Source organism: Pseudarthrobacter sp. RHLT1-30-1 (assembly GCF_059383415.1).
In genome coordinates this window covers 51,646-75,924 of the sequence record NZ_JBWZCG010000023.1, presented here as the reverse complement: position 1 = coordinate 75,924, position 24,279 = coordinate 51,646, and the positions used below count along the sequence as shown (strand labels likewise).

Sequence of the window (24,279 nt, the reverse complement as noted above, 5' to 3'; positions counted from 1 at the left end):
CGCTACATCGAGAACTACAACCAGGACGCCAAACCATTCACCTGGACCAAGTCAGCGGAGTACCTCCTGGGCAAGATGAAACGCAAACAAACCATTAACACGGAGCACTAGGTTGCGCGGCCGGGGTTCAGGCCCTTGGCATACGCGGCCTGCCCCGCGTGCTGCAGACAATCGGCAATCGTGCTGACCAGCCGTACCCCGAGCGTCACCGGCGGGTCCCATCTGGTGTCGACAATTCGGTCGAAGTCCACGTCGCCGAGGGTGTCGACGAACTCAACGGTCTGCCGGTGAACGGCGTCGTAGTATTCCAGCAACAGCTCCGGCGGCGCCTTCACGGCGTTGACCTTGTCGGACGAATGGCCGTACCCGGTGTCGCGCTCGGACAGCGGCAGGCCAAAGCGTCGGGCAAACCCCTGCGCGGTCCAGACCTGTTTCAGGTCGGCGGCGGACGCCACCTGAGCGTCCTCCACCCGGCTCAGGTGCCAGATCAGCCACGCGATGGAGTTTCCGTTGCCGGCCGGCCGACGGACCAGGGCGTCGTCGTCGACCCCTTCAAGAGTGGCGGCCACGATCTCTCGGATCCGGCCGAACGCGTCCAGCAGTAATTCGTTGGATCTCATCGGGTCCCCTTACTGTGCATTTCCGGTGAGCACCCATGCTTGCATGGAGGCAGCACCACGAGGAAGGCCGCTGTCCCGACCGGATTTTTCCCGGCACTTGATGCTCCGGCGCGGGTCACGGCTTGGGCGACGGTTTCACAACCATCGCCGAGCCGCCGCCGCGCCGCACGGGCTCGGCAGCTGCCACCGTGCGGCCGTCAGGCAGGAACTCGATGGCGGTCGCCGCGCCGATCTCAGCCGCCGAGGTGAGCGCATCGCCTGCCGGCGTGAGCTCATGACGGTACGGATAGTTCAACGCGCTCCCGTACGCCTTGATGAAGTCCGGCTCAGCCGTGACTGTTTTGGTGTTCCGCTGCGAGGCGCGGGGCGCCGCGATCGCGTCCGAAATGCTCATCCCCAGGTCCACCCGGTTGATGATGGTCTGGAGGACCGTCGTGATGATCGTCGAACCACCGGGCGAGCCCAGCGCGAGGAACGGCTCGTCATCCTTGAGCACGATGGTGGGCGACATGGATGAGCGCGGGCGCTTCCCCGGCTGGATCCGGTTCGGGTCGGCCGGGTTGAAGACGGTGGAGAAGTCGGTCAGTTCGTTGTTGAGCAGGAAGCCGCGGCCTGGAACGACAATGCCGGAGCCGCCGGTCTGCTCGATGGTGAGCGTGTATTCGACGACGTTCCCCCACTTGTCCGAGACCGTCAGGTTGGTCGTCGAGATGTTCTCGGTGTCCTTCTCATCCTCCGGCGCCACGGCCGGAGCCGGGCACACGCCGTCGTACGAAGACACGTCCCCCGGCAGGACCGGCTTGTCAGCCGCCAACTGCGGGTCGATTCGGCAGGAGCGCTCCTTGCCAAACAGCGGGTCAGTCAGCGCGGCGGTGGGCACGTCGCCAAACGCCGGGTCACCGACATACTTGCCGCGGTCCGCGAAGGCAAGCGCGCTCGCCTCCAGGTAATGATGCAGGGCGGCGGGCGTGGCCATCTCGGACAGGTTGAACGTGTCCAGGATGTTCAACGCCTCACCAACGGTGGTGCCGCCGCTGCTCGATGGAGCCATGACGTAAACGTCCAGGCCGCGGTACTCCACGTGCGTTGGCGCCTGGTCCAGGGCACGGTAGGCGGCGAGGTCATCCGTTGTCAGGTAGCCCGGCGGGACCGGCAGCGTTGTGGTGGCAGTCTTGGGCGGTGCCTGGACCGTGGCCGCGATCTCCGCCGCAAGGGGCCCGCCGTAGAAGCCGTCCGTACCCTGCTTCGCCAGAAGCCGGTAGGTTGCGGCGAGATCGTGGTTCTGGAAGACGCTGCCGACGGCGGGGGCGTCGCCGCCCGGGAGGAAGAGCGCGCTCGTCGAGGTGAAGGCCGAGAAGCGGGGCAAGTTGTCGAGGGTCTGCTGGCGGAACGTCTCGTCAACCACGAAGCCGCGGGTCGCCACCTTGATGGCAGGCTTGAGCGCCTCGCCCAGGCTCAGCGTGCCCCATCGGTCCAGGGCGCGCTCCCAGGTGGCCGGTGTGCCAGGGACCCCCACGGACACGCCGCTCGTGACGAGCTCGGGCGTAAACCGGTAGGGCTGGCCACCAGTTCCCGGCTCGATAAACGCGTCGGTCGGCATGTCCGCCGGCGCTGTTTCGCGGCCGTCGATGGTGCCGACCTTGCCGGTTTCCGCGTTGTAGAACACAAAGTAGCCTCCGCCGCCAATTCCGGCGCTGTAAGGCTCGGTCACGCCGAGGGTCGCGGCCGCTGCGACGGCGGCGTCCGCAGCATTGCCGCCCTTCCGGAGGACTTCGATTGCCGCCGCGGATGCCTCCGGATCCACGGTGCTGACGGCCCCGCCATACCCCGTAGCGGTAGAGTCCTTGACTGTCTCCCTCGGATCGGCCGACGCGGGACCGGCGCCGGCGCCGCCCGTCAAGCTCAGGGCGAGGGCGGCCGTGAGGGCCACCAGCCCACGTGTCATAGTTGCCATGATCGCTCCCAAGTCCCTGTGATGCGTGTTGACACTTGTTGTCACGCTACTCCGCCGGAGCACGACACTCAACAGCACGGCGTTCGCCGGGGTCTTGTCCCGCCCGAAGAGGAGTGTCAACATCTAAGCCAACGGTGACGACGCCGCCTTGCCAGCCCGAAAGCCGCACCTTCCGGTCCGGGTGAGGTGGCCGGCGGCAGAACACCACGGGGAGCAGGGGATGGCACAATCGGGATCGCGGCTGGCCAGGGCCCTGCGAGGGGTGCTCGGGTACTTCACCGTGAGCGCACTTTGCGGGGTGATTGCCGCCAGCCTCCTGGTACCCCCTGTTGCCGCGGCAGGTGTTGCCCTGCGGGAATCGATCGTGTTCTTTAACGAGCTCCCCGCGGAACTGACGGTCGATACGCCGTCCCAATCGACCAAGGTCCTGACTTCGGACGGTAAGACGATCGCCGCCTTTTACGCGGAGAACCGGGTAAAAGTCAGCCTGGACCAGATGTCCCCGTATATCAAAGACGCCATTATCTCCGTCGAGGACCGCCGCTTCTACAAGCATGCCGGCGTCGACACGCAGGGAATACTTCGTGCACTGGCCTCCAATCTGACCAGCGGCGGCCGGCAGGGCGCCTCCACCCTGACCCAGCAGTATGTCAACAACATTCTCAATGAGTCCCTGGTGTCGGCGGATATGGGCGACCGGGTTGTCCTCAACGGTCAGAAGAGCATCGGTAAAAAGATGCGCGAAATGAGGCTCGCCCTGGCACTGGAGAAGAAATATTCCAAAGACCAGATCCTTGAGGGCTATCTCAACATCGTGTTCTTCAGCCGGGATGCCTACGGCATCGAAGCCGCGTCGCGCCACTTCTTCAGCACCACAGCCAAGGACCTGACCCTGCCGCAGGCAGCCCTCCTCGCGGGCCTGGTGAAGAGTCCCAGCTTTTACGATCCCGCCGTCTATCCCGACAACGCCGTTGCCCGGCGCAACGACGTCCTCGACGCCATGCTCGAGCTCGGCAAAATCGCGCCGGCGGAACACGACGCCGCCGTGGCCACCGGGGTGGAACTGAACGTCACGCCGGGGAGGCAGGGCTGCGCCGCCGCGGAAATGGCACCGTACTTTTGCGACTACGTTTCGCATCTCATCCTCAACAACCCGGCCTACGGCATCGACCTTGCCGCGCGGGTGCGGAAGCTGTACCGGGGCGGCCTGACGATCACCACCACGTTGGACAGCCGGCTGCAGCTGGCAGCGCAGGCGCAGGTCGACGCCACGGCCGGGGCGAACCCGGACAAGTGGGGCGCGTCACTGGTCTCTATCGGGCCGGGGACGGGAAAGATCCTGGCGATGGCGCAAAACACCGTGTTCCTCCCCGAAGACGGAAAATTCGATACCCAGCTGAACTTCAATGTCGATTCGAAGGACGCGAAGGGCAATGACCTGAACGGCGCCGGCGGGTTCCAGCCGGGGTCCACCATGAAACCGTTCACCCTGGCGCAATGGCTCTTGGAGGGCAAGTCACTGGCCGAAACCGTGAATGCCTCCCGCCGGACGTATCCTCTTGATTTCAAATGGAGATCCAGCTGCGGGAAGGTGCTCGGCGCCTACAACACGAAGGAGAAGAACCGCGGCGCGGCGGACGACCTGCAGAACAACGACGCCGGCTACTACCGTGAAATGCGGGTCGACTACGGCCTGTACAACTCGATCAACACCGCCACCTTTGCCGAGGCCGCCCAGCTGGACTTCTGTGGGATCCAGAAGGTCGTGGATGCCGTCGGAATCCACAGCGGCCTGGACAACGCACAGGTCAACATGCATCAGTTGGGCAACCTGCTGGGGGCGATAGGGGTGGCACCGCTGGTACTGGCCAACGCCTTTGCGACCTTCGCCAACTACGGCAGGTTCTGCGAGCCGGTCGCCATTGCGGACGTGACTGACAAGGCGGGACAGCAACTCCCGGCCCAGGCCAAGTCCTGCCGTGACGCGATTCGACCACAGGTAGCCCGCGGCGTGAACTCCGTGCTGCAGGACGTGCTGAAAAAGGACTCCGGCGTGTACATCAAGCCAAAGCTCCACCCCCATTTCCCGGTCGCGGCCAAGACCGGCACTTCCAACACCAACGGCGCCACTTGGGTGGTTGGCTACACCAGCGGTCTGGCCACCGCGTCGTTCTTTGGAGATGCCCTGGAAGGCCAGAAGCGGCTCGGCCAGAACATCAGCGTGAACGGCAAGTTCTACAAAAGCATCGACGGCTATATGTTGGCCGGACCGCAGTGGGCCAACTACATGCTTGAGGTCGCAGGATTGTATCCGGCCGCGGAATTCCCGGGGCCGCCCGAGTCCATGACCAAGAGGCCTTCATCCAAGAACGGTGACGACGACGATTAGCCCGACGGAACGTGCGCGCGTCCCTGGGGAAGTGCTGCGCGCCAAACGTACGGCGTCCGTAGTTACGCGCGTGAGAAGACCGTTGGTTACATGGATGTGACACTCCCCCGGGCCGGGCCGGTATTCTGAAAGTGGTCAGGCAGCGGCCACCGTGATTCGTAGAGGGACAGTGTCTATGACAAGCAAACCCGATGTCACCGTCGCCGTGAACATGGATTCCGGCACCATCACTTTCACCCGTTTCGGGAGACCAACCAGTCAATACCGCCCGGCTCATGCCCCCGTGGCCAGCCGCGCCCCGGCCCTCCTCCCGGGGGCGGCGGGTTGACGGTCCACCACCAGGTTCCGGAGGATTTCCCTGCCGCGCGCATCTTCGGCACGTTCCGGCGCTGGCCGCTTGTGCCCTCGGCGGAGTTGTACCGGCTTCAGGCCGCGCTTGAACACTGCGTGGAGCTCGCCGGGTCGGAGGTGGCCTATGAACTGCTTGGGCTCATTGCTCAAGAGCTCCAGCAGCGCAGCGCGGAAGAGCAACCGGAGGCCCACCGGCTCCCCGGTCACGGCGGACCGGCCGCGGAACGGCGGGCTTCACACGGGCAGACCGGGCGAAGCCGCGGCTCACAGCACGACCAGCCGGGTCCGGCGTCTCGACAGACACGGGCGTCACACAACCGGGCGAACGGAAGCTGACGCCGGTCACGACGTCACCTGCACCGCCTCGTTCGCGGCCCCGCTCCGGAACCGCGGCACCGCCCCGGAACCTCGGCGCCGCCCCGGATACCGCCTCGGGGGCCTATTCTTCGAAGTGCGTTTCGACGTCGGACGTTCCGGTAATCGAGGCGATCACGGCTTTGGCGACTTCCCGGAGCTTGATGTTCCGGGCATTGGACGCATCCTTGAGTAACGCAAACGCCTTCTCCGGTGAGCACCGGTTCTGCGCCATGATCGCCCCGACTGCCATGTCAATGATGGTGCGGGACTCCATGGCGGCGGCCAGCGAGTCCCGCGCGTCATTAAGGCGGCCGATCCTGAGGGCGAGCCGCAGGGCCTTAGCCGCCTGCTGGGCGAAATGTTCCGCCTGGCTAATGTCTTCCGGATTGAACGCCGACGGGGCCTCGGCGTAAAGGTTCAGCGCGGCCCGTGCCTGGTCTCCCAGCTCGACCGGGACACCCAAAATCGACTGGTATCCCCGGCTGGTGGCCGCCTGCGAGAACACCGGCCACCGTCGGTCATGGCCCAGATCCCTGACGTAGACCGTCCTCAACTCCCGCATGGCAGCCAGGCAAGGACCGTCCCCCGCCTCGTTCTGCATCTCATCCATCGCGAACGCGTCCGGGTCACTTGCCGCGGTCGCCGCAGGCCTCTTGCGCCTTGTGACGGTGATTCCGCAAAGCACCCGCCGCCCGGTCCTGGACAAGGCCTCCGCTGCGTACCGGGAAAGCTCACGGAGGAATTCCTCAACGTCCTCGCTCTCAAGCACCAGGTCCTGGAGTTCGTCAGCAAGGACTCCGCGCAGCCTGAGCTCGTCCATCTCCATCCCAGCTCCTCCCAGCCGTTCCCTGCGCCGGAGACTACCCGGCGCAGCCGCAGCCCTGAAGTGCCGAAGGTCCCGAGCTTCGAGTGCCGGAGGGCCGGCCGCAGCCCTGAAGTGCTGGAGGTCCCGGGACAGCCATCCTCCCATCAACGGGCGGCAGGACCGGCGGAAAGTATCGCCGTCAGCCCCGTCGCCTCCGCGGATGTGGCCCGCCCCCAATATCTTTGCGGGCCACATCAAGAAAGTGGGTTCTCAGCGGCAGACCCCGATACATCGAGTGGCCGCCGGGAGCATTCTCACTCCCGCAAATCGCACAGCCGGAAAGTCGGTCGTGGGATTGCGTGCGGCAGGGACCCTCTGAAGCGGGTTGGTGCGGGGTCGCCAAACGGGCGGTGTCCAAGCTGGGGCGGCAATCGGGGCGCGGGCCAGGACGCATGTCCGAGGACTGTCGTCGTACCGGGCTTGGTTGTCATTTGCAGAGCTCTCCACGAATCGAGAGGCCGACTGCCTGACCGCCTTCAGAATAACAAAAAGCCCCGCGGTTCAAGAGCGGAGCCGCTCGACGGGAAAACCATCTTCCGCGGGCGAGGGATCCGGCGGGCGGGAAGCGATGCGGCAAGCGGCGATCTGCGCGCCGGCAGGCGACAGAAGAGATGCGCCGGCCGGCGTCAGAAGAGGTCAGCCAGGACCTGGTTGGCCGCGTCCAGGTCGAAGGCCTTGGGGTCAATCGTTTCGCCGGGAAGCATCCCCAGCCAGTCCCGGTATTCCTTATGGTCTTCGTGATGCGGATCATTGACCGCTGTGACGATGTTCGCCCAGCCCCAGATCCCGCCGCTGTCCTCCGCCGGCGCCGCACCGCGCCCCGCCGTGCACCGCGGAAGCCGCCCGCCGTCGTCGGCCTCCAGCACGTTCTCTGCCTTGATGGCGAGCACCCAGTCGTCGCCGAAGTCGTAGGTGTAGTTCATGCTGCTCCCGACCTCAGGCAGCAGCATTCCGACTGTCACCGCTGCCTCGTCAAGGGGCGGCTCGCCATAGAAGTCATCCGCGCCCGGGTTCCGCTGCGCGTACGTCGGGCCGTGCAAACCGCCGGTCTGGAACTGGTGCAGGTGGTAATCCAGCCAACCAAACACCGTCTGGATCACCTGGTGCAGCTGCGGGAGCGGCATGCCCGCGGGAACCAGGACGCGCCGCCAGATCGGCGGCTTCGAACCGTTGAGCATAATCTTCAGCTGCAGGGCCGGCCCCGCGGCCGCCAGTGCCGCCGTTCCTGCCGACAAGTGAGGTTTCGGCTCCCGTGGTGACATCTCCGGAGTTGCTGAAAAAAGGGCCACCTCGCCCTGCGCGGCCGGGTCATAGCCCTCGTCGTCGGGGGCCTCGCCGAGCCCCAGGTCTGCCAGCACCCAGTCGTCGTCGAAGACGTTCGCAACGCAGCGGATAAGGGCCGGGGGTACCCGAAGATGCGTGTCAATGGTGAGCAGCCCCAGTTCGGCGAGCTCCTCCAGCCGCCCCATGGCCACGCCGGTCAGCAGGCCCGCCATTTTCCGTTCCGCGGCCGGGGCGTGGTCCGCGGTGGCCAGAACCCGCGCCTTCTCCGGCGGATCGGCCGTAGCCGCCGCGAGCAGGAGCGACACCTGCAATCCGGAGATCATCCTCTCCCAGGGCTCCGCCGGATCCCAGCCGAGCACCGTCGTCTCCAGGTACTGGTCAACGATAAACACCAGTTCCGCCAGCCGCCCGGACCCGCCGCCGGCCAGGAACATTACGGCCTCCGCCGTGGGGACAACCTTCGACGCCGAAATCTGAATCAGCTCGGTTGACTCCAGCGTGGTCCAGAGCTGGGCCAGCAGCGGCACCTCAAACATACTACGGACCGTCGGCACGTCCCCGGCGGCGCCAGCGGTTCCCGGCAGCGGGGAACCGGCCCGTTTGGTGCCACCGCGGACGACGACGCCGACGCAGGCGGCCGCCGCCTCTATGTCCCGCTGGCGGAGCGCACCGGTCGCCGTGACCGGCTTCCCGTCGCCGATCCACTGCAGCAGCGCCCTGACCCGCTGGATCAGGGGCAAATTCGAAAACGCCTCCAGGGACTGCTGCTCGGGGATGTCCGGCACATCGACGCGCCCCCAGCCGCCGCCGTCCTCGTCGTCGTCCTCGTCGTCGTCGCTGCCGGCGGAGGTGGAGGTGGCCGTGAAGTAGTCCACGACGTCCACCAACTGGTCCGCGGAACCGGTCCACCGGCCGGTCTCGACGAGAAACTCGATAAAGGCGCGGACGGTGTCGACGACGAAGCCCGTGATCTCACGGACGGTCGCGTCAACGGCAGCGGCTCCTGCCAGGGCGCCAACCGCGTCAACGGCGTCGACCGCGGCCACGATTTCGTCCTCGACGGCGGCTGCCAGGCCGAGAGGTTCCAGGCTCGTCACGTCGGCCGCCGGCGTGCGTTCCATGTAGCGGGCCATAACGGCTTTGATCAGCGTCAGGCAGTCCAGGGCGGCTGCCGCCGATCCGGGAGAGCCCTCTTCGAACCACCGGACGAACGCCGGAGTGAGATCGTCCACGGAACGTTCGGCCCGGAAAGCGCTCAGGGACTGGGGCGCCGAGCCCCGGGTAGCGGGTCTTCCCGCGCCTCTGGTGGCCTTGCCCTTGTGCCGGTTCTTGCCGCTCTTGCTCATGGTGCCCCTGCCGCTTGCGAACTTGTCCTTGCATCGACGGTACTGACCCTTTGGGCGGCATGCCAGTTTTCCACGCCGATAAGGCGAGTCCGCGCGCGCCCGGCCCGCCGGGACGGCCCCCGTGCTGGGCTCCCCCGTTGCCGTGGCGTACGTGTGGCCGGCGCCGTGGGTCCAAGGTTTTCCGAGGGTGCCCTGAGGACAATGGAGGGCCCGGGGTCCTGACCTTCCGTGGACTTCCAGACAATGAGCGGGAAGGACCGTCAGATGATCGAAAACCACTGCACAGCAGACGGAACAAAAGTCACCCGATCGCGGCATGTCCGCGGGCCATCGGAGACCGGTACATGGCGAAGCGCAAACCTGCACCGGATCGCGATCGCCATGGTCCTGGCGGCTGGCACGGTCGGAGCCACCAGCGGCACGGCTCTGGCCGCCCCCGAAGCCGAAACACCCAGCTACACGGCCGGCGCCCCCGGCAGCGGCGACGCATACTTCCCCTACGCCGGCAACGGCGGGTACGACGTCCTGAACTACGATCTCGCCCTCCGCTACGCCCCGCCGGCAGATCCCGCCGTGCTCGAAGGCCGGCTCACCGGCGTCGCGACCGTCACCCTGCGCGCGACGCAGGACCTGCAGTCGCTCAACCTCGACCTGCGGGGCCTTGACGTGACGTCGGTCCAGGTCAACGGCAAGACCCCGGCCGAATGGTCCCAGGCGCAGGACGACACGAACCGGATCTGGGAACTCACGATCGGGCTGCCGCAGAAGCTGGAGGCCGGCCAGAAAACGACCGTCGTCATCGAGTACGGCGGGACGACGGGCCGCCCGCTGGACACCACCGGCGCCCTGTACGGCTGGGTCACCACAGCCGACGGCGCCATGGTGGTCAACGAGCCCGAGGGCGCGGCGACCTGGTACCCCGTGAACGACGACCCCGAAGACAAGGCCACGTACACGTTCCGTATCACGGTGCCGGAGGGAAAAACGGCAGTGGCGAACGGCCGTCCGTCCGGCCAGCCGGCGACGAAGGACGGCTGGACAACGTGGACGTGGAAGGCCAAGGACCCGATGGCCAGCTACCTGTCGACGGCGGGCGTCGGCGACTTTGCACTCTCGTACGATGTGGGTCCGCGCGGGCTGCCGATCATCAACGCCATCGACGCCGGCGTCACCGGCAAGGCTCTGGAGCGGACGCAGGCGTCACTCGCGCTGCAACCGGAGATGATCAAATTCCTGGCTGGCCTGTTCGGGCGGTACCCGTTCGAGGCGTTCGGCGCGATAGTCGACGACGATTCGGTGGACTATGCGCTGGAGACGCAGACTCGCCCGGTCTACTCGAGGGCCGCGAACGAATACACCGTGGTGCACGAACTGGGCCACCAGTGGTTCGGCAACAGCGTGAGCCCCGCCGACTGGCAGGACATCTGGCTGAACGAGGGTTGGGCGACCTACGTCGAGTGGCTGTGGGCAGAGAAACAGGACACAGCGACGATGGAGGGGCAATTCACGGAAGCGTTGGCGTACCTCGATGCGAACAACGGCTGGGCGCTGGACATTTCGGACCCGGGCCGTGACAACCTCTTTGCGGGCCAGGTCTACCTCCGCGGAGCCGCCGCACTCCACGCGCTGCGCCTGGAGATCGGCGACACGGCGTTCTTCGCGGGCGCCCGGCTGTGGCTGGGCACCTACAACGATTCGACGGCGACGACGGAAGAGTTCGAGGCCGTCATGGAACAGGCCTCTGGCCGGCCGCTCGACGTGTTCTTCGAGGAGTGGCTGCGGGGGGACGTAAACCCGACGTTGCCATAGGCGTGAACGGCTTGCCCACCTTCACGGCCGGGCATGAAGATCGGGATCTGAGCCTCAGGCCAGGAGCGGAATCCGGCATCCGGGTCTATGCTGATTCTGTCAGCTGCGCCCGCTGGTGCAGGCGCCCGGACTCCGAGAGCGTGAAGCGCATGAGCAGTTCTGACACAGTCCTGGCAGGCCTCGATTCCGAGCTCGGCTGGCTCCGCGAAACGTACACCCACCTGCACCGTCATCCCGAACTGAGCCTCGAGGAGCATAAGACCTCGGAGCTCATCCAGGAGAAGCTCGCCGCCTTCGGCTACGCCGTGACCCGCCTCGGCGGCACCGGCGTCGTCGGCGTCCTCGCCAATGGAACGGGCCCAACCGTCCTTGCCCGCGCCGACATGGACGCCCTCCCCGTCACCGAGGCCACGGATCTGCCCTATGCGTCGACCGTGAACGGGATCATGCACGCCTGCGGGCACGACGTGCACGTCAGCACGCTGCTCGGTGCCGCCAAGCTGATGGCGGACGGCCGGGCCGCCTGGGCGGGAACCTACATCGCACTGTTCCAGCCGGCCGAAGAGGTCGCAGCCGGCTCCAAGGCAATGGTCGACGACGGGTTGGTCACCAGGGTGCCGCGGCCCGACGTCGCCCTCGCCCAGCACGTGATGCCCTTCGCGGCAGGGACACTCACCACCACTCCGGGCCCGATCCTGTCAGCCGGAGATTCACTGAGGATTACCGTCCATGGGAAGGGTGCGCATGGCTCGATGCCGCACATGGCCGTCGACCCGGTGGTGCTGGCCGCCTCGATTGTGCTCCGGCTGCAGACCATCGTGTCGCGCGAGACAAGGCCCGGGGACTTCGCCGTGGTCACCGTTGGCGCGCTCAACGCGGGCGCGACGTCGAACATCATTCCGGACCGAGCGACGCTCCTGCTGAACATCCGTTCCTACGACAACCAGGTGCGGGCCACGGTGCTCGCGGCGATCGAGCGGATAGTTCGGGGCGAGTGCGTTACCGCCGGATCTCCGCAGGAACCTGAGTTCGAGTTTTACGACCAGTTCCCGCTGACCAGCAACGATGAGGACGTGACAGCCCAGGTCACCGAAGCCTTCACCGCGCACTTTGGGGCGGACGCCGTCAGCACCGCCATACCGCAGACTGCGTCGGAGGACTTCAGCCGCATTCCGGATGCCTTCGGGGTGCCGTACACGTTCTGGTTCGTGGGCGGGGTGGATCCGGAAACGTATCGGGCCGCCGCCGCCCGGGGGACCGTTGCCCAGGACATTCCGGGAAACCACTCCCCCTTCTTCGCCCCCGTGATCGACCCGACGCTGTCCATGGGCGTCCAAACCCAGGTCGTCGCCGCACTGTCCTACCTCGCCAAGGAGGCTTAGCACTATGAGCACTGCCCAGTCCACGGCCAAAACCGGGACCCAATGGAAGCCCAACGACGCCTGGCTGATCGGTATTGTCCTGGCCGTCATCAACTTCTGGCTGTTCGCGCAGACCCTGCTCAACGTCATCCCGGGCATACAGGGATCACTCGGAATCGAACGGACCCTCGGGAACCTCGCGGTCTCCATCACCTCACTGTTCTCCGGGATCTTCATCGTGGTGGCCGGTGGACTGGCCGACCGTTTGGGCCGCGTCAAGATCATGAACATCGGCATCTACCTGAGCATCCTCGGGTCGCTCCTGATTGCCTTGACGCCCGAGAACGCCGGCGGCCTCACGGCTGCCGCCCTGCTCGGTGGCCGGGTGGTCCAGGGACTTTCCGCTGCCTGCATCATGCCCTCCACCATGGCCCTGGTGAAGACGTACTATCAGGGGAAAGACCGCCAACGGGCCCTGTCGTTCTGGTCGATCGGCTCGTGGGGCGGCTCGGGCTTTTGCGCCCTTTTCGGCGGCCTGATGGCGACGTCGTTCCTCGGCTGGCGGTCCATCTTCTGGATCTCGATTGTGCTCTCGGTCGTCGCCCTGTTCCTGCTGCGGGGCACTCCTGAGTCCAAGGCGGCGGCGCGGGCCGGCGGAACCTTTGACTGGGGCGGCCTGGTCACCCTCGTCATCGCGCTCCTGGCGTTGAACGTGTACATTTCCCAGGGTCCGCTGATCGGCTGGCTCAGTTGGATGGGCATCGGACTCATCGCCGTCGCGGTGGCCGGGGCTCTGGTGTTCTTCGGGATCGAGACGAGCCGGCACGACCCGGTCCTGAACCTCAAGCTGTTCCGCAATTCGACCTTCGCCGGCGCCACGCTGTCGAATTTCCTGCTCAACGGTGCGGCCGGGACGCTGATCGTCTCACTCGGCCTGGTCCAGGTCGCCGCCGGCATGTCCTCGCTGCAGTCCGGTCTGCTGACCCTCGGATACCTGATTGCGATCCTTTCCACCATCCGCGTCGGGGAGAAACTGCTTCAGCGCTTCGGGCCGAAGCGGCCGATGATCTGGGGCAGCGCCATCGCGGGCCTCGGAATCCTGATGACGTCGATGACGTTCACCTTGATCGGGCAATACATCATCCTCACCGTCATTGGTTTCACCTTGTTCGGCATCGGTCTCGGCTTCTATGCGACGCCGTCCACGGATGCCGCCCTCTCGAATGTGCCGGACGATGAGGCCGGGGCTGCCGCCGGCATCTACAAGATGGCCTCGTCGCTGGGCAATGCGATGGGCGTGGCCATCTCGGCGGCGCTCTACGTGGCAGCGCAGTCCATGGACCCGGATACCATCCGGTCGTGGGGCCTGTTCATCGGGAACCAGGAAAACGTGGCCCTGCGCTTCGGCGGCGCCGTGGGAATTTTGTTCAACCTGTTTATGGTGGTCGTCGCGATTATTGCCATCATGGTCACCGTGCCGGACGAGCGGCCGGTCAAGCGGACCGAGTTCCCGGCGACGCCATCGATTGGCAGCTGAGACGTCGGCGACCAGTTGCGGGGGCCGCCCCGCCCAGGCGGCGAAACTATGACGTGACGCTGCCGGGCGACGTCGGCGATGCAGGTTCTGCGAGTTCAGCTGCAATCTGATCCGCCCAGGCGTCGATGGCTGCCCAGTCCCGCAGGTCACCGAAGCAGCCGCCGGTGAGCCGGAACAAGGCCCGGAGCGGCGCCGGCATCTGGCCGGCCTCGTAGACACCGGAGAAGACTTTGTGGCCGTGGAGCGGAGCCTCGCTGGACAGAACCCCTGCCAGGCGTTTCTGTTGCAGGGCCGCGCCGCTCCGACGAAACGGCTTCGGGAGGGCGTCAGCCATCCCCACGCTGAAGGCCCAGACGGGTCGTTTGGCCAGTTCCGGCGCGTGGCGGGTGAAGAACTGGGAAGCCGGGGGCAGCCAGGCCTGGTTGTGGATGGCGCTGCCGACCAAGACAGCGTCATAGCCGGAAACCGACCCGACCTCTTCCACGGGCCGGCAGTCGACCTCGCCCAGCGCAACCGCCAGCCGGGAAGCTATCCGCTGAGCTATTTCCCGGGTCGATCCGAGCGCACTTGCATAGGTAACGAGAACAGTCATGATGCGGCCTCCTGCCTTCTCCAGTCTCAGGGAACCAGCGCCGGCTGGAACGTGCCGTAAGTCCCGACCTGGGCCTGACACTGAAACAGGCAGCGTGTGCCGCGCCGTCCCCACGCGTCATGGACCGTCTGCTGACCTGCGCACGAACGGTGCTTTGCCCAGGGCTGTCCGTTCAACATGATCCACCAGCTGCACGTCGATCCGGAGCGGACTGACCCCGGCCGCGGTGAGCGCGCCGGCTATTGCGGCGCGGGCTCCTTCCATAGAGGCCCCGGGTGTGAGGCCTGCCAGGAGGACCCGCAGTCCGGAGCCCTCCTGAATGACCTGCCACCCCAAGGCGCCGGCCTGGTCGAGGACGTGGTGGAACACGATCGGATGGACACTTACCGTTCCCGCTGTGCCTGGCAGCTGCAGGACGTCTTCGATCCGCCCCTGGATGTCCTGCAGGACGGTGAAGGAGCGCCCGCAGGGGCATCCCCGTCCGGCCAGCCTGACGGTATCGGACATTTCGTAGCGGATCAGTGGCAGGGTTCGGGAGAAGAGGACTGTAACGAGGAGCTTGGCCCCGGTTGTCCCCGGGGGCACGGGGTTGCCGTTCTGGTCCACCGGTTCGATGATCAGCAGGTCCTCGTAGACGTGGCGGTTCCGGTAGGTGCAGGGGGAGGCGATCCCGGCTGTTTCGGTGGCGGCGTAGACATCGAAGGGGGCACTCCCCCAGGCCGCCTCCAGTTCCAGGGCGGTCGTCGGGCTGAGCACTTCGGAGGCGGACATCACGCCCTGAGGTGAAATGTGCAGCCGGCCGGCGCGCTGCTCAGCGGCGAGGGGCTTCAGCGCTGAGGCGTACCCGACGAGGATCCGGGGCTGGAACCGGTTCAGCGCCGCGACGGTCTCGTCCAGAGGTGCGGTGACGTCCAGGCGGAGGGTCGGGACGAGCCCGGAGCGCAGGGACGCACCAACGACGGCGGACTGGTGGGTGGGGACGCGGGAGCTCACCAAGGCCATTTTCACCGGACGGGTCGGCCCGGCGGAGATCCCGGCCCAGTCGTTGGCGCGGGCGTAAGAGGCCAGTACCGTCCCCCATTCGGAACGGTTCCAGACGAAGGTTCCGCGCCGGCCGGTGGTCCCGGCCGTCGCCGCAGCCCACCACCGGCCCCGCCACGGCCGCCCGGGGTTTCCCCCGCGCTCCGTCAGGTCTTGCAGATGGTTCTCCAGATCAGCAAGCCTCAGGTCCGGTGTCGTGACGGCCTCGTCGAAGTGCTCCATCAGGTCCGCTTTCGTCACGGACGGCAGCTGGTCCAGGGGCGCATCGTGCAGGCCTGCGTGATGGCGCCGGTAGAACTCCGAGCCGGCGTACGTTGCCCGCCGCAGTTCCCGCAGGGCGTGGTCCTGGTGGGCAGTGATCCTGGCGGCGTCCCAGTGGTCCCGTCGGCGCCACGCGGCCCGCAGGAACAGCACCCGTGAGATGAGACGGAGGTCCATGGCGCTTTGGGCTTAGCGGTTCCCGGCCGGGGCCAGCGGCCGGCCGGCATGCGCGGTGGTGGCCTCGGGTGTTTCCGGCCGGGGCAGCCTGAGCCTCTTGAGCAGCAGGGCGTTGACGGCGACCAGGAAGCTGGATCCGGACATCGACAGGGCCGCGATCTCCGGGCTGAGGACGACGCCTGCGAAGGCGAAGACCCCTGCCGCGATGGGCAGTGCGATCGCGTTGTACCCGACGGCCCAGCCCAGGTTCTGCCGCATCTTGCGCAGGGTGCCTTTGCCGATCCGCAGGGCGATCGGAACATCCAGCGGGTCCGATCGCATCAGGACGACGTCGGCCGTCTCGATGGCCACGTCGGTGCCGGCGCCGATTGCGATGCCGAGGTCGGCCTGGGCGAGGGCCGGGGCGTCGTTGACCCCGTCGCCGACCATGGCGACTTTCTTCCCCGCCTGCTGCAGTTCGGCGATCTTCGCTGATTTGTCCCCGGGAAGCACTTCGGCGATGACGGTGTCGATGCCCAGCTGGCCGGCGATCCTCCGGGCGGTCGCTTCGTTGTCCCCGGTGAGCATAACGACCTCGATTCCGGCCTCGTGCAGGGCCGCGACTGCGGCGGCCGCGGTCTCCCTGGCGGCGTCGGCCAGGGCGATCACCGCCGCAGCCGTGCCGTCGACGGCGACGAGCACGGCGGTCCGTCCGGTGCCGGCAAGCTCATCGCGCACCGCCGCCAGCGGACCCAGATCGATCCCTTCGTCGGACATGAGTTTGCGGTTGCCGACCAGCACACGGCGCCGGTCCACGGTCGCGCCGGCCCCGTGACCGGGCACGTTCAGGAACTCCGAGGCCGCCAGGACGGGAGCACTGTGTTCGCGGGCGTGCCGGACCACAGCCGCAGCAAGCGGGTGTTCGGATTCCTGTTCCACCGCGGCGACCAGGGCCAGGAGTTCACTGCGGCCGATTCCCTCGACGACGACGTCGGTCACTTCCGGTTCGCCCTTGGTCAGGGTGCCGGTTTTGTCCATCACGACGGTGTCGATCCGGGCCGAGGTTTCCAGGGCGGTCGCGTTCTTGAACAGGACGCCCCGTTTGGCGCCGAGGCCGGTGCCGACCATGATCGCCGTCGGAGTGGCAAGGCCCAGCGCGTCGGGGCAGGTGATGACGACGACGGTGATCGCGAACAGCAGGGCCGCCTGGACTCCGGCGCCGAGGGCGAGCCAGGCACCGAAGGTCAGGGTTCCGCCGATCAGGGCGACCAGGACCAGCCAGAACGCGGCCCGGTCGGCCAGCCGCTGGCCCGGCGCCTTGGAGTTCTGGGCCTCCTGGACCAGGGCCACGATCTGCGCCAGGGCAGTGTCGGCTCCGACCTTGGTGGCCCGGACCCGCATCGTCCCGGTGGTGTTGATGGACGCGCCGATGACTTCCGAGCCGATGGACTTGGCCACCGGAAGGCTCTCACCCGTGACCATGGACTCATCGACCTCCGACTGGCCGTCCTCGACCTCCCCGTCAACGGGGATTTTCGATCCCGGCCGGATCAGCAGCAGGTCCCCGGTCTGGACTTCCGAGGTGGGGATCTCGACGGTGTCGCCGTCGCGGATGACGACCGCAACCGGCGGGGCCAGCTCGAGCAGCGTGCGGATGGCCTCGTTCGCTCCGCCGCGTGCGCGCATCTCGAACCAGTGGCCCAGCAGCACGAAGGAGGTCAGGACGGTGGCGGCTTCGTAGAACACTTCACCGCCGCCGGTGAGGGTGACCCAGACGCTGTAAAGCCACCCGGTGCCCACGGCGATCGCGACCAGGACCATCATGTCCAGCGTGCGGGCCTTCAGCGCCCGGTAGGCGCCGTCGAAGAAGATCCAGGCCGAGTAGAAGATGACCGGCAGGGACAGGACCAGGGCCATGACGTCGTCACGCAGCCCGAACGGGGTCGGTGCGGTGAAGCCGAGCATGTCCCGTCCCATCGGGGAGAAGAGCGTCACGCCCACCGACAGGATGGCTGCGACCACGAACCGGTTGCGCATGTCCTTGACCATGTCATCCATCGACATTCCGCCGTGGTGTCCGCCGTGGCCCATCACGTCCTGCGGGGTCCGGGGCATTGCACCGTGCGGGCCCGGGCCGTGCCCGGTGTGCCCTGTTTCATCCATCGGGTAGCAGACGTGCTCGGGGACGGATTCGCCCCGGCAGTGGTATCCGCAGTCCCGGATCCACCCCGAGATCTGCTCCATGGAGGTTACCGACGGGTCAAAGCTAACGGTCGCGGTTTGGCCGACCGGATTCGCGTCGACGGCGGCCACACCGGGGCGCTGCATCAGGACGTGCTCCACGACCGCCTTGGAGGTGGCCCACTGCAGGCCGCGGACCTCCACAACGGTGCGTTTCAGAAGCGTGGTCACTGCTCCTCCTTCGGCCCAACTGCTGTCGGTCTGGCGGGCCGTCCGGCCGGGAGCGTCGCAAGTCGTGGCCGTGCGGGTCCGTGAGCTAATCCTCCACAAGGCGGGCAGCGGCCCCACCGCCCCTGCACCTGCCTTGTCGTACATCGCCGCTGCTTCACGCAGCGGCAAGAGCGCCCCTGCGGTTCACTATCAACCCGCGCATCCGGCCGCATCAGAGTCTTTGGTCCCTTCGCCGCGCTGGAGGCAAAGCATCCCCCTGCGGTAGGTGCCGTGCCACAGGGCCGGTAGCCTTGAACAGAAAGACCGCCACAGGAAGGAGGACCGTCATGACCGCGCCGACACACAATTCCGCGATCGCCTTCCTTCGCCATGCGGGCCTGTTTACCGCCGTCCTGGCCCTTATTGCCGGGATTTTCGGGATGCACGTCATGACCGCCACCCATGCCATGCATTCCCCGGCGACGGCGGCAGCAACCGTCAGCTCCCATCACGACTCATCCCTCGCCAGCCACGCCGGAGTACTTCCGCCAGTGCCATCGTCTGCACCGGAAGTGCACGCAGGCCAGGACGAGGCAGGCGCCCGGACCGTTCACTGCACGGACCCGGAGAACTGCACCAGTATGCAGTCCATGACCGCGGCCTGCACACCGTCAGCGAAGACAAGTTCCCTGGCCGCACCGCTGCCAGGCACCGCAATCATCGCCCGGAACACCAACACGGGGACGCCCGGCACTATCAGCGCGCGGTGGTCATATCGTCCCGGCAGTCCTTCGCCGGGCGAGCTCTGCATCAGCAGAACGTAAAACAGGGCTACGCGCTGTGACCTCACCGGCGCCCGCCCCTGCCTGACTCACTTCCGGGCCGGGCGCGTCCCCGATGCACACACTCCTGCGGCGCCCACGCGCCCACTGATGTCTTGAAGGACTCAAATAGCCATGATGAACTCGAAGTTTCTGCCCATTTCCGCGACCGCCATCGCTGCGGTACTCGCCCTGGCCGGCTGCTCAGCCGGCTCCTCCACAGCCACCGCCGGCAACTCGGTGTCCTCCGCCGGCTCCATGCCGGGAATGGGCCCCGGGATGATGTCCAGCAGTGCACCGGCCGCCGCTACCGAACACAACGACGCCGACACCATGTTTGCCCAGGGAATGATCCCGCACCACGAACAGGCCGTGGAGATGAGCGAGATGATGCTTCAGAAGAACGACATCCCCGCCTCGGTCACGGACCTGGCCAGCCGGATCAAGGCAGCCCAGGCACCGGAGATCGCAACGATGACCGGCTGGCTCAGGAACTGGAACGAATCAGCGACCATGGGCGCAGGCCACACCATGGACGGCATGATGGGCGAGGGCGACATGAAGCAGCTCGGATCCGCCCAGGGCACCGATGCAGCCAGACTATTCCTGAAGCAGATGATCGCCCACCACCAAGGCGCGGTCATGATGGCCCAGACCGAAATGTCCCAGGGCAGGAACGCCGACGCGATCAAACTCAGCAAAAACATCGTGACCGCCCAGGAAGCTGAAATCAAGGAAATGCAGGACCTGCTGGCCACCTTCTGACCGGTGTCCTCCGGTGCCGGCCCATCCCGGGACGGCACCAACCCTGCCATTTACCACCCTGAATCCCTGGAGTCCCCGTGCCCAATCCCTCCCGTCCCCGGGTCCGCGCAGCAGCCGTTTTGGCGGCCGGCGCCGGCCTTATCTTTGCCCTCTCAGCATGCAGTCCACCCTCCGTCCCGGCAGGATCCGCAGCTGCAGGCACCACCGGCAGCGCCATGCCTGCTGCGCACGTTCACGGGTTGAGCGTCAGCAGCACAACCGGCCAGGTGCTCCTGGCCACCCACGACGGCCTGTTCGACATGACGAAACAGCCCGCTGCCAAAACCGGGCCCACCAATGACCTGATGGGTTTCACCGCCGGCCCCGACCACGGCGTCCTCTACGCTTCCGGCCATCCCGGAGAAGGCTCCGACATGCCGAACCCCCTCGGGCTGATCAGATCCACCGACACCGGTAAAACCTGGGAAAAGCTCTCCCGTCAGGGTGAATCGGACTTCCACGCACTCACCGCGACCAAGTCCGGAATCGTCGGCTTCGACGGCGTACTGCGCACCAGCCCGGACGGAAAAACCTGGAACTCGGTGGCCGCCGATTTCCTCCCGGCCGTCCTCGCCGGAACGCCCACCAGCGACACTGTCCTGGCCACCACCCCGCAAGGGATCCGCCGCTCCACTGACGGCGGTAGGACCTGGACGACAGTGGATTCCGGACCTGTGGTCCAGTTCGCCGCTTTCGCCAGCTCTGCCGAGGCCTTCGGAGTCGAACCCGACGGGACAGTCCACTACTCCGGCGACGCCGGCGCGACCTGGACCAGAAAAGGCCAAATCCGTGACACGGTCCAGGCTGTGGCTGCGGTGAAGGGCCAAGAGGCAGCTCCATCGATCTGGGCCGCCACGGCCAGCGGGATCGTCGTCTCCATCGACGGCGGCATGACGTTCCGCCCCGCGGACGCCGCCTGACCGCACGATGCGCGTGTTCTGTTCAAGGTCCAGTCCGGGGGCAGCGGTTCCTGTGCTCGGTACGGATCTCTGGACGACGTTCCGAGGCTGCCAGGACCCGCCCAGGTCGGGGCCGCCAAATACGCCGGCGGGAGTGGAAAGGGACCTCGGACTCTACCCGTCAGCCGACGGCGCGCCAAGACTCGGAGTAAGTCCTGAGGTGAAAGGTGCCGATCATGATGTGGGGTTACGGACAAGGCATGTGGTGGATGTGGCTCTGGGTTCCCCTGCTGCTCATCGGGATCGCGCTGCTGGTGTTCCTTGCCGTCAGGGTCGCTGGCGGCGGCTTCCGCAGTGGATACGGGCCCCCGGGCCCAGGAGGCCCGCCGCCTATCGGAGGGAGCCGGGCCCGCCAGATCCTCGACGAGCGCTTTGCGAGAGGTGACCTCACTGCGGAGCAGTACCGCGAACACCTCAAAGTGCTCGGCGAGGCCCCGTAGTGCACATCTGACGACTGCCTCTCAGCCCTGCCGTGGGCGGAACTGTGAATGTCATCATCCAGTTTGAGCGATTCGCTCCAGTCGATTAGGCGGTGACCGGGCCCGCGGGTGCCGCTGTACGGGCAGCCCGTCCGCGGCGGTCGCCAGGCCACATTTGAAAGGCCATCACGAACGCCCACACGGCCATGAGCAGCAGTGCCGCCAGACGGGGCGCCGAGTCGAAGAGGCCCACGTAGGAAACCATCAGGCCGTGGATGATCCAGGCGACCCCCGAGCACGCAGCCAGCCACCCCGGCCAGCGGGAATATGCGCTGCCGTAGGCAATAGCGAGACCAAAGAAAATCAGCGTGAGCCCGAGCAGGATGTTGGAATAGCTCTGCAGCGCGTATTCAGTCCATCTCAACCCCATCGCTGCCGCAAAAGCTGAAGATTCCTGATCGGCGGGAGCATCCGCCCAGGCATCAACGGCCCATTTGAGCGCAACACCGTCCACCGCCTGAAGCATGGTGATGGCCGCCGCTGTCAGCACCACCGCTGCAAGGCCGAAGCGTGCCAGCGCAGTTGGCCCTTCCCGCTTGGCAGTCATGGCAAAGTACAGGGCCACCAGCCCGCCGAAGAACACCAGGCCGGCGACCCACTGGGTGAAGTGGATGGCAATCCAGCCGTCGCTCTGCGCATACTCCCTAAAGACCGCCGTATGGTTCATGACATCTTCCCGGGATGGGTGCACGGCCGTAGCAGCCACCAACAGGACGACGCCGAGGGGAAGCGCGATCGCGCCGGTCTTCCCCCAGAGTGCTCTTGGTTCCACACGCGTTTCCATCGCGTTCTCCTCTCCCGGCCGGCAGCATCCCAACGTGGCCAGTGATCCCCGTGGGGACGCATCGCCGGGCCTTCCATTGCTTCCATCTGGCGGGAGCGGGCGGTTTTTGACCCGCCCCTAACAACAAGATTACGAGCCTGGAAGTGAAAGGTATACGGCGACCCCGGGCAAGCTGGCGGGGGCGATCATCGCCCAGTGCTGGCCGGCGGCGTCAGTCGCGCGGCCGCATGAGCGGCGGGTTGAGCACGGCCCGAGCCGGCTGGTCCGCGGCCGTGCGGGCAGCCAGGGAAAGCCGGAACAGCGCCGCAGGGCGGCCGGCGTCGCCCGTGGTCATCCGCCCGGTGCCTTCCAGGAAACCAGGGTTTCCGGTGGCCTTGCGGTGGAAATTCCGGGGGTCCAGGCGGACGCCCCACACGGCCTCATACACAGCCCGGAGCTGGGCGACAGTGAACTCCTCGCCGCAAAAGGCCGCCCCCAGCGGCGAGTATTCGAGCTTGGACTTTGCCCGCTCCAGGGCGTCGGCGAGGATCCGGTCGTGGTCAAAGGCGAGTTCCAGTTCGCCGTCGAGGACCTGGCTGACCGGGTACCAGGCGGCGTCCTCGGCATCGCTTCCGGCGGACAGGACCGGAAAATTGGGAGCGAGCAACAAGTGGGCCACCGTGAGCACGTCCCCGCGCGGGTCGCGCCCGGCCGGGCCGTAACTCCCCAATTGCTCCAGGTGGCCGGGGACCTGCTCGACGCCGGTTTCCTCCGCAAGTTCGCGGCTGGCCGCCGTCACCAGGTCCTCGCCGGGCAGCACGAATCCGCCCGGCAGGGCGAGCCTGCCACGGAAGGGCTCGATGAGCCGGGTGACCAGCAGGACGTTCAGGACGTCGTCGGCCACGGTGAGGGCGACGACGTCGACCGTCACCGGGAAGCACGCGGGCGCCGGGTGCGATTCAGGCATAGGTCCACACTAGCTAATTATCGTCACCTTGACGATACGTCGAAGCGGCCCTATTGTTCAGTTATCGTCATTTTGACGACAATATCGAACGGTAAAGGAGAATGCCATGGCACGCATCAAGCGCTACCCCGGGATCAGCCACTTCCTGGGCAGCCCCACCGGCCACGTCGTCCACCTGCAGAAAGGAAGGGTCAGGCACCAGGGTGTGGGCCAGGCCTTCTGGTTCCGGCAGGCGAACTCCGTGCTCAGCGAGGTCCCCGTGGACGACCAGGAGTTGCCCACGCTCTTCCACGCGATTACTCGGGACCACCAGGACGTCAGCGTCCAGGCCAACGTCACCTACCGCTTCATCGACCCGGTGTCCGTCTCCACCCGACTTGACTTCGGCCTTCAGCCGGCCGGCTCCGGCCAGCCGGCCGGGAAGGAGCAGGTGGCCACCATCATCGGCCAGCTGTGCCAGAGCCACGCCATCGACCAGATCGCCACCACTACACTCGCCGAGGCCCTGGCACGCGGGGTCAGCCAGCTCCGCAACGTCCTCAGTGCAGCCCTCCGGGCGGACACCCGGCTTCAGTCCACCGGCATCGAGATCCTCGCGGTTCAGGTTCTGGCGGTCCGGCCGGAGTCCGACGTCGAGCGGGCACTGCAGACCCCGGTCCGGGAACAGCTCCAGGCCGAAGCGGACCGGGCCGTGTACGAACGCCGGGCTGTCGCCGTCGAACGGGAACGGACCATCTCCGAGAACGAGATGGCGAGCCAGATCGAACTGGCCACCCGACGCGAACACCTGGTCGCCCAGGAAGGCGCCAACGCGCGGCGTCAGGCCGAGGAAAGAGCCGCAGCGGGACTCATTGAGGCGCAGGCTTCGGCCGCACGCCAGGGCATCAACGCCTCTGCGGAAGCGAACCAGATCCGGCTGGTGGGCGATGCGGCCACGGCACGCGAGGCCGCCACCATGGAGATCTACAGCGGCATGGAGCAGGAAACACTGCTGGCACTCGCCCTTCGCGACGCAGCCGGATCACTGCCGAACATCGGCAACCTCACCATCACCCCGGACCTGCTCAGCGGGGCTCTTGCCGGGCTGATCAGGGAGCCCGCGGGCGCGGTCCCGGGTGCTGCACCGGCCGGCCCCGCGGCGGGGGCCGCCGGCCGGGCCGGGAAGTAGGGGC

At 66.7% G+C, this 24,279-nt stretch carries 18 protein-coding genes; 9 read left to right on the top strand and 9 right to left on the bottom strand.

Features of this window, described 5'->3' with window-relative positions; all coding sequences use genetic code 11:
• Positions 1–107: 107 nt before the first annotated feature.
• Together AC50YM_RS15830 and ggt are read right to left on the bottom strand one after the other, a co-directional pair.
• Entirely contained in the window at positions 108–620 is a 513-nt protein-coding gene (locus AC50YM_RS15830; RefSeq protein WP_494957904.1) for a mycothiol transferase, read from the bottom strand.
• Positions 621–735: 115 nt separating this feature from the next.
• Complete coding sequence (ggt, locus tag AC50YM_RS15825) at positions 736–2,574, bottom strand: gamma-glutamyltransferase (protein WP_494957903.1); 1,839 nt, start codon at positions 2,572–2,574, stop codon at positions 736–738.
• A 220-nt stretch (positions 2,575–2,794) separates the two neighbouring features.
• Between ggt and AC50YM_RS15820 the strand changes: the two genes are divergently transcribed.
• A complete protein-coding gene (locus AC50YM_RS15820; RefSeq protein ID WP_494957902.1) occupies positions 2,795–4,963 on the top strand; it encodes a transglycosylase domain-containing protein in 2,169 nt (722 codons plus the stop codon).
• A 790-nt stretch (positions 4,964–5,753) separates the two neighbouring features.
• On the opposite strand, the gene AC50YM_RS15815 is transcribed toward AC50YM_RS15820, so the two are convergent.
• Together AC50YM_RS15815 and AC50YM_RS15810 are read right to left on the bottom strand one after the other, a co-directional pair.
• The gene (locus AC50YM_RS15815; RefSeq protein ID WP_494957901.1) at positions 5,754–6,497 is read right to left on the bottom strand and encodes a GAF and ANTAR domain-containing protein; all 744 of its coding nucleotides are present in this window, start codon (positions 6,495–6,497) and stop codon (positions 5,754–5,756) included.
• Between the two features lie 665 nt (positions 6,498–7,162).
• Complete coding sequence (locus AC50YM_RS15810; RefSeq protein WP_494957900.1) at positions 7,163–9,166, bottom strand: plasmid pRiA4b ORF-3 family protein; 2,004 nt, start codon at positions 9,164–9,166, stop codon at positions 7,163–7,165.
• Positions 9,167–9,430: 264 nt separating this feature from the next.
• Here AC50YM_RS15810 and AC50YM_RS15805 point away from each other — a divergent pair, with 264 nt between their 5' ends.
• From AC50YM_RS15805 to AC50YM_RS15795, 3 genes are all read left to right on the top strand, one after another.
• On the top strand, positions 9,431–10,975 hold the full coding sequence (locus AC50YM_RS15805) for a M1 family metallopeptidase (RefSeq protein ID WP_494957899.1): 1,545 nt from the start codon (positions 9,431–9,433) through the stop codon (positions 10,973–10,975).
• Between the two features lie 149 nt (positions 10,976–11,124).
• On the top strand, positions 11,125–12,357 hold the full coding sequence (locus AC50YM_RS15800) for an amidohydrolase (RefSeq protein ID WP_494957898.1): 1,233 nt from the start codon (positions 11,125–11,127) through the stop codon (positions 12,355–12,357).
• A gap of 4 nt (positions 12,358–12,361) precedes the next feature.
• Entirely contained in the window at positions 12,362–13,873 is a 1,512-nt protein-coding gene (locus AC50YM_RS15795; protein ID WP_494957897.1) for an MFS transporter, read from the top strand.
• Between the two features lie 46 nt (positions 13,874–13,919).
• On the opposite strand, the gene AC50YM_RS15790 is transcribed toward AC50YM_RS15795, so the two are convergent.
• From AC50YM_RS15790 to AC50YM_RS15780, 3 genes are all read right to left on the bottom strand, one after another.
• Positions 13,920–14,465 (bottom strand): flavodoxin domain-containing protein, encoded by a 546-nt coding sequence (locus tag AC50YM_RS15790; RefSeq protein ID WP_494957896.1) that lies wholly within the window; start codon positions 14,463–14,465, stop codon positions 13,920–13,922.
• 117 nt (positions 14,466–14,582) lie between these two features.
• Entirely contained in the window at positions 14,583–15,944 is a 1,362-nt protein-coding gene (locus tag AC50YM_RS15785) for a phenylacetate--CoA ligase family protein (protein ID WP_494957895.1), read from the bottom strand.
• A 12-nt stretch (positions 15,945–15,956) separates the two neighbouring features.
• Positions 15,957–18,335 (bottom strand): heavy metal translocating P-type ATPase, encoded by a 2,379-nt coding sequence (locus tag AC50YM_RS15780; protein WP_494957894.1) that lies wholly within the window; start codon positions 18,333–18,335, stop codon positions 15,957–15,959.
• A gap of 326 nt (positions 18,336–18,661) precedes the next feature.
• On the opposite strand from AC50YM_RS15780, the gene AC50YM_RS15775 reads away from it, so the two are divergent.
• The 4 genes from AC50YM_RS15775 (at position 18,662) to AC50YM_RS15760 (ending at position 21,338) form a co-directional block, all read left to right on the top strand.
• Positions 18,662–19,138 (top strand): hypothetical protein, encoded by a 477-nt coding sequence (locus AC50YM_RS15775; protein WP_494957893.1) that lies wholly within the window; start codon positions 18,662–18,664, stop codon positions 19,136–19,138.
• A gap of 132 nt (positions 19,139–19,270) precedes the next feature.
• Positions 19,271–19,900: a DUF305 domain-containing protein gene (locus tag AC50YM_RS15770; protein ID WP_494957892.1), complete on the top strand. Its 630-nt coding sequence runs from the start codon at positions 19,271–19,273 to the stop codon at positions 19,898–19,900.
• Positions 19,901–19,977: 77 nt separating this feature from the next.
• Entirely contained in the window at positions 19,978–20,859 is an 882-nt protein-coding gene (locus AC50YM_RS15765; protein WP_494957891.1) for a F510_1955 family glycosylhydrolase, read from the top strand.
• A 215-nt stretch (positions 20,860–21,074) separates the two neighbouring features.
• A complete protein-coding gene (locus AC50YM_RS15760) occupies positions 21,075–21,338 on the top strand; it encodes an SHOCT domain-containing protein (RefSeq protein WP_494957890.1) in 264 nt (87 codons plus the stop codon).
• An 85-nt stretch (positions 21,339–21,423) separates the two neighbouring features.
• Here AC50YM_RS15760 and AC50YM_RS15755 read toward each other — a convergent pair whose 3' ends face one another.
• Both AC50YM_RS15755 and AC50YM_RS15750 read right to left on the bottom strand, forming a co-directional pair.
• Positions 21,424–22,149: a hypothetical protein gene (locus AC50YM_RS15755; RefSeq protein WP_494957889.1), complete on the bottom strand. Its 726-nt coding sequence runs from the start codon at positions 22,147–22,149 to the stop codon at positions 21,424–21,426.
• A gap of 223 nt (positions 22,150–22,372) precedes the next feature.
• Complete coding sequence (locus AC50YM_RS15750; RefSeq protein ID WP_494957888.1) at positions 22,373–23,107, bottom strand: NUDIX hydrolase; 735 nt, start codon at positions 23,105–23,107, stop codon at positions 22,373–22,375.
• 106 nt (positions 23,108–23,213) lie between these two features.
• Here AC50YM_RS15750 and AC50YM_RS15745 point away from each other — a divergent pair, with 106 nt between their 5' ends.
• Positions 23,214–24,275 (top strand): SPFH domain-containing protein, encoded by a 1,062-nt coding sequence (locus AC50YM_RS15745; RefSeq protein WP_494957887.1) that lies wholly within the window; start codon positions 23,214–23,216, stop codon positions 24,273–24,275.
• Positions 24,276–24,279: the final 4 nt, after the last annotated feature.